The sequence below is a fragment of the Faecalimonas umbilicata genome, assembly GCF_004346095.1.
Taxonomy (GTDB): domain Bacteria; phylum Bacillota; class Clostridia; order Lachnospirales; family Lachnospiraceae; genus Faecalimonas; species Faecalimonas umbilicata.
The window spans coordinates 78,953-88,669 of the sequence record NZ_SLZV01000009.1; the positions used below are offsets into that span (position 1 = coordinate 78,953).

15 protein-coding genes are annotated in these 9,717 nt (G+C 43.5%); 1 reads left to right on the forward strand and 14 read right to left on the reverse strand.

The features are described 5' to 3' along the window. Window positions 1-8: 8 nt before the first annotated feature. From EDD74_RS05890 to ylxM, 12 genes are all read right to left on the reverse strand, one after another. Window positions 9-350 carry a YraN family protein gene (locus EDD74_RS05890; RefSeq protein WP_116442320.1) on the reverse strand — a complete coding sequence of 114 codons (342 nt, stop codon included), beginning with the start codon at window positions 348-350 and terminating at the stop codon, window positions 9-11. A gap of 17 nt (window positions 351-367) precedes the next feature. Then, a complete protein-coding gene (locus EDD74_RS05895; protein ID WP_008975248.1) occupies window positions 368-1,132 on the reverse strand; it encodes a ribonuclease HII in 765 nt (254 codons plus the stop codon). Continuing rightward, complete coding sequence (lepB, locus tag EDD74_RS05900; RefSeq protein ID WP_016440655.1) at window positions 1,125-1,694, reverse strand: signal peptidase I; 570 nt, start codon at window positions 1,692-1,694, stop codon at window positions 1,125-1,127. The genes EDD74_RS05895 and lepB (EDD74_RS05900) overlap by 8 nt, the downstream gene beginning before the upstream one ends. A gap of 28 nt (window positions 1,695-1,722) precedes the next feature. Next, on the reverse strand, window positions 1,723-2,574 hold the full coding sequence (gene ylqF / locus EDD74_RS05905; RefSeq protein WP_008975246.1) for a ribosome biogenesis GTPase YlqF: 852 nt from the start codon (window positions 2,572-2,574) through the stop codon (window positions 1,723-1,725). A 22-nt stretch (window positions 2,575-2,596) separates the two neighbouring features. Beyond that, the gene (gene lepB / locus EDD74_RS05910; protein WP_116442321.1) at window positions 2,597-3,226 is read right to left on the reverse strand and encodes a signal peptidase I; all 630 of its coding nucleotides are present in this window, start codon (window positions 3,224-3,226) and stop codon (window positions 2,597-2,599) included. Window positions 3,227-3,253: 27 nt separating this feature from the next. Next, complete coding sequence (gene rplS / locus EDD74_RS05915; RefSeq protein ID WP_008975244.1) at window positions 3,254-3,601, reverse strand: 50S ribosomal protein L19; 348 nt, start codon at window positions 3,599-3,601, stop codon at window positions 3,254-3,256. 79 nt (window positions 3,602-3,680) lie between these two features. Beyond that, a complete protein-coding gene (gene trmD, locus EDD74_RS05920; protein WP_116442322.1) occupies window positions 3,681-4,439 on the reverse strand; it encodes a tRNA (guanosine(37)-N1)-methyltransferase TrmD in 759 nt (252 codons plus the stop codon). A 3-nt stretch (window positions 4,440-4,442) separates the two neighbouring features. Next, a complete protein-coding gene (gene rimM / locus EDD74_RS05925) occupies window positions 4,443-4,949 on the reverse strand; it encodes a ribosome maturation factor RimM (RefSeq protein WP_174704864.1) in 507 nt (168 codons plus the stop codon). A gap of 92 nt (window positions 4,950-5,041) precedes the next feature. Beyond that, entirely contained in the window at window positions 5,042-5,272 is a 231-nt protein-coding gene (locus EDD74_RS05930) for a KH domain-containing protein (RefSeq protein ID WP_008975240.1), read from the reverse strand. Window positions 5,273-5,295: 23 nt separating this feature from the next. Continuing rightward, window positions 5,296-5,541, reverse strand: coding sequence for a 30S ribosomal protein S16 (gene rpsP / locus EDD74_RS05935; protein ID WP_008975239.1), 246 nt, complete (start codon window positions 5,539-5,541; stop codon window positions 5,296-5,298). A 45-nt stretch (window positions 5,542-5,586) separates the two neighbouring features. Then, window positions 5,587-6,936: a signal recognition particle protein gene (gene ffh, locus EDD74_RS05940; protein WP_008975238.1), complete on the reverse strand. Its 1,350-nt coding sequence runs from the start codon at window positions 6,934-6,936 to the stop codon at window positions 5,587-5,589. Between the two features lies 1 nt (window position 6,937). After that, window positions 6,938-7,282 carry a YlxM family DNA-binding protein gene (gene ylxM, locus EDD74_RS05945; RefSeq protein WP_039861452.1) on the reverse strand — a complete coding sequence of 115 codons (345 nt, stop codon included), beginning with the start codon at window positions 7,280-7,282 and terminating at the stop codon, window positions 6,938-6,940. A gap of 197 nt (window positions 7,283-7,479) precedes the next feature. Here ylxM and yaaA point away from each other — a divergent pair, with 197 nt between their 5' ends. Further along, a complete protein-coding gene (yaaA, locus tag EDD74_RS05950) occupies window positions 7,480-8,223 on the forward strand; it encodes a peroxide stress protein YaaA (RefSeq protein WP_116442525.1) in 744 nt (247 codons plus the stop codon). A 17-nt stretch (window positions 8,224-8,240) separates the two neighbouring features. Here the strand turns inward: yaaA and EDD74_RS05955 are convergent, their stop codons facing one another. Further along, the gene (locus tag EDD74_RS05955; protein ID WP_009262124.1) at window positions 8,241-9,053 is read right to left on the reverse strand and encodes a S8 family peptidase; all 813 of its coding nucleotides are present in this window, start codon (window positions 9,051-9,053) and stop codon (window positions 8,241-8,243) included. A 140-nt stretch (window positions 9,054-9,193) separates the two neighbouring features. Beyond that, window positions 9,194-9,544 carry a hypothetical protein gene (locus EDD74_RS05960; protein ID WP_242990192.1) on the reverse strand — a complete coding sequence of 117 codons (351 nt, stop codon included), beginning with the start codon at window positions 9,542-9,544 and terminating at the stop codon, window positions 9,194-9,196. Between the last annotated feature and the right edge of the window lie 173 nt (window positions 9,545-9,717).

The window sequence follows — 9,717 nt, forward strand, 5'->3', positions numbered from 1 at the left end:
CCTGGTTCTCAAAATGCATCCCGGATCAGACAAATCTCCCGTCCTAAAATGCTGATCACATCGAAGCGACAGGGCATTTCTCCTATCCCATACTCCTGCAAGTATGCTGCCGCACATTTGTAGATTGTTTGCTGCTTCTTGATTCCGACTGCCTCCGCCGGTTCTCCTTTTCTCGTATCCGAGCGGTACTTAACCTCACAGAATACAAGCACCTCTCCGTCCTTCGCAATTAGGTCAATCTCCCCGTATCTGCACCGATAATTACAGGAAAGTATCTGAAAACCACATGCTTCCAGATACTCTGCTGCCATTTTCTCATACTCCCTTCCGATCTGTCGCTGATTCTCCATAAAATGCTTTCCTCTCTTTAGATGAAATTGTGGATAAAACTACGACGATGGATCGGTGTCGGTCCGTATTTTTTCAATGCTGCGATATGCTCTGACGAGCCATACCCTTTGTTCGATGCAAATCCATATCCAGGGAGTACCTCCTCATATTCTGTCATCAGCCGGTCTCTTGTCACCTTCGCCACAATACTTGCCGCGGCAATCGAAACACTTTTGGCATCTCCTTTGATGATGGGCACCTGAACAATATGCGGAGGGATCATCGGAATTGTAACCGCATCATTTAAAAGGACATTCGGCTCCACACAAAGCTTCCCTACAGCCTCCCGCATTGCCTCATACGTTGCCTGAAGAATATTGATCTCGTCAATCCGTGCAGGACTTACAATTCCAATCCCAACAGCTATTGCCTCCCGCATGATCACCTCATAGAGTTCTTCCCTGCGCTTCTCCGTCAATTTTTTGGAATCGTTAAGATAAAGAATCTGGCTGTCTTTTGGAAGAATCACAGCCCCTGCCACGACCGGACCTGCAAGCGGACCTCTTCCAACTTCATCGATCCCGCAGATAAACGCTGCGTCCCGGTATTTGTTCTCATAAGATTTCATTGCCTCAATGCGGGCAATCTCCGCCGCAAGCTTTTCTTCCTGCTTTTTGTATTTTGCGATCAGAGCAGTCACGCCTGCCCTCGGATCATCTGCATACTGTTCATACAGTACCTTTCTTTCACAGTCATCTGCCCGAGAAAATTCCTGCTGTATTTCCCGAATGCTCTTACTCATGTTTTATCACTCCAAACTCTGAAAATGGCCAGATCCGTACCCACGCTCTTCCAACAAGATCTTCTCTCTTTAAAATACCAACTCTGGAATCTCTGCTGTCCATGCTGTGGTTCCGGTTGTCACCCAGTACAAAATATTCTTCTTCTCCAAGTGTTACCGGCACTTCGGCGATCCCTGCATCCTGCATCACTTCTGCTCCATACTCCTCACCGAGTATCTCTCCGTCAATGTAGACTTCCCCATTGATAATCTGTATGGTTTCCCCCGGCATTCCGATAATCCGCTTAATATAGTATGTATTTTCCTGATACTGATACGGAAAGACAATAATGTCATACCGCTCCGGATCCCGGAACCGATAAGAGATTTTGTCCACAATGAGATTGTCACCATCACTCAAGGTCGTTTCCATCGAGGAACCGGTAACACGCGTACGCTGTCCGACAAATGTAATCACAAGATACGTCAGACCAAAAATAATCAGTATATATACCAGCCAGCCAAGAAGTTCCTTAAAAATATTTTTTTCTTCTGCTAAATACTTTTCTTCATCGCTTTTCATTTCTTACCGCCTTCTTCCTTCCGCTTTTCTACTCATAGTCTTCCGGAAATTCCAGCGTGATCCTTCCAAGCTTTCCACTCCGAAAGTCGTCGATCAGCAGGATTGCGGCCTTATTTGTGTCAAGTTCATTTCCTTTCACAAGACAATGTCTGCTTTCTGCAATTCTTCTGAGACACTCATAGGAGTCTTCACTGATCTCTATGCTATATTTTTCTTCCAGAACACCCGGATATTTCTCTGTCAGAAAAGTGATCATCTCCATCGCAAGTTCTTCTGTATTTAAAATCTCATCCTTGATCGAACCGATAAACGCAAGCCGAAGTCCCACTGTCTGATCTTCAAATTTTGGCCAGAGAATTCCCGGTGTATCGAGAAGTTCTACGTTTTTATTAAGACGGATCCACTGTTTTCCTTTTGTGACCCCTGGCTTATTTCCAGTCTTCGCACATGCTTTGCCTGCAAGCGCATTGATAAATGTCGACTTTCCGACATTGGGAATCCCGACAACCATTGCCCGCACCGGACGATTTAAGATACCGCGCTTTCTGTCACGCTCAATCTTTTCTTTACATGCCTCCTGAATTACGCCTTGGATCGACTTGATTCCGCCTCCTCTTTTGGAGTTTACTTTTACAACTGAAAATCCTTTTTCCTTAAAGTATTCTGCCCAGGCATCATTCTGTTTTTCTTCCGCAAGGTCTGACTTATTCAAAAGAATCAGCCTCGCCTTATTTTTCCCAAGCTCATCAATGTCTGGATTCCGGCTGCTCACCGGAATTCTGGCATCAACCAATTCGATCACAAGATCGATCAATTTTATATTTTCCTGCATCATACGTTTTGCTTTCGTCATATGACCCGGATACCATTGAAAATGCATCTCTTTTACCTCTATCTTTCTATCAGTCTTTTATCAATCCAAAATGTTGTGTCGGCAACATGACAAACCATGCTTTCCCTTCTATCTCAGAGCGTTTCACTGTACCGATATCCGCCTCTCTGCTATCTTCACTCGCCGCCCGGTTATCTCCAAGTACAAAATACTCATCGCCTCCAAGCACCAGCTCTTCCCCGGCAATCCCCGCATCTCTGATCTCTGTTGTCTGAAAATCCTCTTTTAACTTCTCTCCATTAATATAAACAGCATTGTCCTGCAATTGGATCGTTTCCCCGGGAAGTCCTACAATGCGCTTGATCGAAGCATGGGCATTTTCATTCCCATTTGGCCGGAACACAATAATATCATTCCGCTTCGGTGTGCTTGTGTCATAAATCAGTCGGTTGACAAGCACAATATCCCCATTATGCAGCACCGGATTCATCGAATCGCCAATATTGCTGACTCGCTGTCCCCAGTACCATACAAGCACAAAGGCGATGATACATACAATCGCGATCTGCATACTCCATACCAGACCATTGCGGATTTTCTTTATATATTCTCTCTTCCTGCTTCTTCTGATTCCGTATCTTTTCATTCGCACCTCTGTGTCTGTCTTTCCTGATGATAGAATAAAAGGGACAACATACATTCCGTACTTTGTCCCTTCCTCTTGTTACTATTTTACTAATTCTTTTACTTTTGCTTTCTTACCAACGCGGTCTCTTAAGTAGTTCAGTTTCGCTCTTCTTACTTTACCTCTGCGAACAACTTCTACTCTCTCTACGTTTGGTGAGTGTAATGGCCAAGTTTTCTCAACACCGATTCCGTTAGAGTTCTTTCTAACTGTAAATGTTGCTCTTGTGCTTCCACCCTGTTTCTTCAGAACTGTTCCTTCAAAAACCTGGATTCTTTCACGGTTACCTTCTTTAATTTTTGCGTATACTTTTACAGTATCACCTACGTTAAATTCAGGTACTTCTGCCTTTAACTGCTCAGCTTCAATTTTCTTAATAATATCGTTCATCTTGTGTGACCTCCTTATTATTTGGACGTTCCTAATACATGATTTGTATCAGAGGACCATCTCTTTACTTCACAACACGTTACATTCTATCATGCTCTATTATATTTTGCAAGTTTTTTTTCTCTTTTTCTGTAAGTTCTGCCTTATCCAGTAAATCCGGCCTTCGTTGCCATGTTCTCAAGATCGACTGTTCTCTTCTCCACTTTTCCACGTTGGCATGATGTCCGGACAGAAGGATCGGCGGCACTTGCTTGTCATGCCAGATTTCTGGTCTTGTATAATGCGGATATTCCAACAGATTATCCTGAAAACTCTCAAATTCTGCCGAAGTATCATTGTGCAGAACTCCCGGGATCAGACGGGATACCGCATCAACAATTACCATAGCCGGAAGTTCTCCTCCGGTCAGTACATAGTCTCCGATGGAGACATAATCTGTCACGATTTCTTCCAACACTCGCTCGTCAATTCCTTCATAATGACCACACAAGAGGATCAGATCTTCTTCTTTCGCAAACTCCTCTGCCATACTCTGGGAGAAAGTCCCGCCCTGCGGCGAAAGATATACAACACGTGTACGCCCTTCTTTCCCAGTGCGTTCTTGGATGGAATCTTCCACCGAGCGGTATGCGCCGTACACCGGCTCTGCCTGCATCAGCATACCTGCTCCGCCTCCATACGGATAATCATCCACCCGATTATGTTTATTATTCGCATAATCCCGGATATTAACAGCCTCCACTGAAAGCAGATTATTTGCCATTGCTCTTCCAGTAATGCTTGTCCCAAGTCCATTTAAGACCATCTCCGGAAATAATGTCAGTATATGAAAATGCATCTTTTATACCAGCCCTTCTAACAGATGAATTGTCATCTTCTGCTCTTCGATATCCACATTAAGAATGCACTGTTTGATTGCCGGCACAAGAACTTCTTTTCCATCCGTCGTGTCGATGATATACACGTCGTTTGCCCCGGTTTCCAGCACGTCACGGAGCGTTCCGAATTCAGCTCCATCTTCGGTAAATACATGCATTCCGATCATATCAGCAATAAAATATTCATCTTTTTTTAATTTTACCGCATCTTTTCTGTCTACGAGAAGACTTTTCCCCTTATACTTCTCGATGTCATTTATATTATCAATCCCTTTGAATTTCAAAATCGCAAATTGTTTAAAAAACTTCACCTGCTCCACTTCCAAAGGCAACTGCTCTTTTCCTGTATCTAATAACACATGCTTCAGCTTCTTGAAGCGCTTCACATCATCTGTGGTAGGAAATACCTTTACTTCTCCCCTGACACCGTGCGTGCTTGAGATCACTCCGACCTGAAATTGTTGTTCCATAAGATCTTTCTCTGCCTGTGCTTTCTTATTTCCACCCGGCAGACGCTCCTTTCCTGCTTCCAATGAATCCTTTTAAAAAAATAGATACCGCTCTACTGAGCGATATCTACAACTACTTTCTTATCTTCCTTCGCAGCTGCTGCCTTTACAACAGAACGGATCGCCTTTGCAATTCTTCCCTGCTTTCCAATTACTTTTCCCATATCTGCATCAGAAACATGTAACTCGATCACAGTTGTCTTTCCCTCTGTTTTCTCTGTAACTACAACACCGCTCGGATCATCTACTAATGCTTTCGCAATTACTTCGACTAATTCTTTCATCACGCGCACCTCCGCGGCTCAGATTATTTTTCGATTCCAGCTGCTTTGAAAATCTTTCCAACTACTTCTGTTGGCTGAGCTCCGTTGTTTAACCATTTCTTAGCTGCTTCCTCGTCTACTTTGAAAGCGCTTGGTTCCTGATTCGGATCATATGTTCCGATTTCCTCGATAAATCTTCCGTCTCTTGGAGATCTTGCATCTGCTACAACGATTCTATAAAATGGTGCTTTCTTCTGTCCCATTCTTTTTAATCTGATTTTTACTGCCATTTCATTCACCTCTTCATCTTTCTCTTAAAATTTGTTATCTATGTGCTAAAAAGGAAGCTTGAATCTGCCTTTTTTACCACCTTTGCCGCCCATTAAATTCGGAAGCTGCTTCATCATCTTCTTGGACTGTTCAAACTGCTTGATCATGCGGTTGACTTCACTGATATCTACTCCCGCACCCTTCGCAATTCTATGCTTCCTTGATGGGTTTAAAATCTCTGGATTCCGGCGTTCTTTCACAGTCATAGAATAAATGATTGCTTCCATCTGTGCCATCTTCTTCTCGCCTTCCTCAGAATCAAATCCCTTCATCTGTGCCATGTTCATTCCCGGCATCATACTGAGGATACTGGACAGACCGCCCATCTTTTTCATCTGATTCATACTCTCCAGATAATCTTCAAAATCAAACTGGGCCTTCTTAATCTTCTTGCCCATCTCTCTTGCTTTGTCTTCGTCAATGTCTTCTCCGACCTTCTCGATCAAGCTGAGTACATCTCCCATACCAAGAATACGGGATGCCATACGATCCGGATAAAACTGCTCCAGATCAGAAAGTTTCTCACCCATTCCGACATAAAGAATCGGCTTTCCTGTTACTGCACGAATGGAAAGTGCAGCACCGCCTCTTGTATCTCCGTCAAGCTTTGTCACAATGACACCATCGATTCCAATCTTCTGATTGAAATCATTTGCCACATTAACCGCATCCTGTCCTGTCATCGCATCGACTACAAGGATTGTCTGATGAACTTCCACATGTTCTTTGATTTCCTGAAGTTCTTCCATCATCTCCTCATCGATATGAAGACGTCCTGCCGTATCGAGGATCACGACATTGTTTCCATTTTTTGCAGCATGTTCCATCGCTGCTTTGGCGATATTAACCGGCTTGTGATTCTCACCCATCGAGAATACTTCCACGCCCTGCTTCTCACCGTTCACCTGTAACTGCTTAATCGCTGCCGGACGATATACATCACACGCAACAAGAAGTGGCTTCTTCCCTTTCAGCTTCAGCTTTCCTGCAATCTTCGCTGTTGTCGTCGTCTTACCGGCTCCCTGAAGACCCGCCATCATAATAACCGTGGTCGCCTGTCCCGGCTGCAGCTGAATCTCAGTCGTCTCAGATCCCATCAGACGGATCAACTCTTCATTTACAATCTTGATCACCATCTGTCCCGGATTCAGACCGTTCATCACGTCCTGACCGACTGCACGCTCCTGCACATCTTTCACAAACCCTTTGACAACTTTGAAATTAACATCCGCCTCTAAAAGCGCCATCTTTACTTCCCGCAGTGCAAGCTTAACATCTTCCTCAGTCAGACGTCCCTTGCTTCTCAGGTTCTTAAATACATTTTGAAGTTTTTCAGTTAAACTGTCAAATGCCATACTACAACTCCTCTAAGATTTCCGAAGAAATCCCTTTAATCTCTCGGATCAGCTCTTCTGTACTGATCTTTTCTTTCTCTTCTAACAATGTATTCATGCGGTGAACTTTTTCCTTAATAGAAAGAAATCTCTCTACAAGATGGAGCTTCGACTCATATCCCTCCAGTGTCTTGTTGCACCGTTTGATCAAATCGTGTACGCCCTGCCTGCTGATTCCCGCATCTTCTGCGATTTCACTCAAAGATAAATCCTCCAGCACGAACTGCTCATATATATTTTTCTGATGTGCTGTCAAAAGCTCTCCATAAAAATCATACAGCAATGCCTGTTCTAAGATCTCATTCATTTTTATCACCTTTGGTATCATATAACAAAAAAAATGTGGTGTCAAGTATTTTTTCTTGACACCGATGATTTTCTGCAAAATCAATAACTTTCATAGCAGAGAAGTTCTTGCGCCGCCCTCTTTTTTTGTGCTACAATCCAGACGAAGAACATTTACAAACATTACTTGAAATCGATATCTATGGAGGATTTATTTTTATGAAAATCATCATTTCCCCGGCAAAGAACATGAAACCGGCCCAATCCGAAACGATACCGCGTTCGCTGCCCGCTTATCTTTCCCATACACAGGAGATTATCGAGGTGCTGCGTACCTATTCCCCGATGGATCTTGAGATTCTTATGCGGATCAATCCATCCTTGGCACTGGATGCTGCCGACCGGATCCAGACAATGAAATTCGATCAGAACGGTACTGCCGCCATCGAAACTTATGATGGAATCCAGTATAAATATATGAAACCACTCACCTTTTCTGACTCTGACAAAGAGTATGCTCAAAAGACGATCCGCATTTTAAGCGGCGCTTATGGAATATTAAAGCCTTACGACAGTATTTACGAATACCGATTGGAAATGCTCACAAAACTAAATGTTGCAGGCACAAAGAACCTTTATGAATACTGGTCTGACCTTCTCTATCAGGATCTCACTGCATCCGATGACCGGATCGTCAATCTTGCCTCTGAGGAATATGCAAAATGTATCCGAAAATACGTCAAAGCTCCGGTTCGTTTTCTCACCTGCTCTTTCAAAGTCCGGAAAAATGGAGTTTACAAGACACTCGCCACTGCCGCCAAGATGGCACGCGGTCAAATGGTTCACTATATCATCACAAACCGAATTTCTGATTTTGAAAAATTAAAAGAGTTCGACACCGACGGCTACTTCTATGAGCCTTCCCTCTCCTCTGACTCCGAATTCGTCTTTTTACAGCGCTGATTTTTTACAGCGCTGTCTTATTCCTTCAACAACTTCTCTACATTCAGCAGTCCCCATCCTTGTTCATTCTGAGGCCTTCCAATATCAATACTGCTCTCCCGAAGCCGTAGTTTCACTTCTACATTAGACATATCCGGATATTTTGATAACAAAAGCGCGATAGCACCGCTCACGACCGGCGTGGACATGGATGTTCCGCTCTTCATTGTATACGGTTTCTGTCCTTTTTCTCTGTATCTTGCATTGCAGGATGTGATGTAGCTTCCCGGAGCAAGAAGATCCGGCTTCACCACACACTCCGCAGTAGGACCTCTGCCCGAATAACTTTTTCTCTTTTTCTTTCCCTCTTCCATATAAAACTGGTCATCGCAGGAACCGACCGTGATCACTTTCTTGCTGATTCCCGGCGAGGTAATACTGCCTGGACGCGGTCCATAATTGCCTGCTGCAGTCACTACTACTATTCCCACGTCCCAAAGTGCCTCCACTGCCTGCACCAGCTTTTCTGCCCCCTCTTCATTGACACTCGGCAATGTCCCCACAGAAATATTTACAATGCGGATTTGAAAACGAGCCCGATTTTCCAGCACCCACTGGATCCCATGCAGAACATTTCCGATATTTCCATTTCCTTTCTCATCCAACACTTTCACAACTACCAACTGACACTTCGGTGCCATTCCCTCATATCTGCCCCCAGACATCCTTCCACTCCCGCCGATGATTGAACTAACATGCGTCCCATGCGAATTGTCATCGTAAAGTTCCGTTCTGCCATGCAGCATGTCTGCAAACGCAACAATTCTGTCATCAAAATCCGGATGGCGCACAATCCCCTCTTGTGTCAAATAATTGCAGAAAGATCATCGATTATTTCCCCTGAATCTTTCATCTCCTCTTTTTTATTCTTTCATGTTCAACTTCTTAAAGTCTGCAATAATTGATAAACTCCATTTTATCCGGAATTTTATCAGCGAACTGCCTCTTCTTTTTTAACCTGTGCCAAAAAAACAGCTTCTCCATTTTCGGTGATAATTCCTATTACCGTAAAAGGAGAAAAGAGAGACTTATTGACTGCAATAATATCTAAAACAATTTTTCGCGGAACATATACTTCCTTTACGAAAAACCAGTTTTCAGAATAATAAAAATCAAACGGATCCGATATGTCCTCCATCACAAATCGGTTAAACTTCTCTTTTTCAATGAAATCCTTCAACTCTCTGAACGATAAATATCTTTTTACAATTTTCATGCAGGCAAATCTTTTTGGATAAGCACATCCCACAAAAAGATATGTAAAAAATGTTAATGCTGCCACAAACATAAGCGCCACCTGCATCTCACCGGCAAGCACTGCAAGTCTTAGTCAACTACCCACGACCTAAAGGTCATGGGTTTGTAACTGCCCAGTCGTACTAACGACTTACGTCTCCGACCTTTAACCCCAATAGATATTGCTATCTAAAGTGGCGTTACATCATAGGGTGGTTG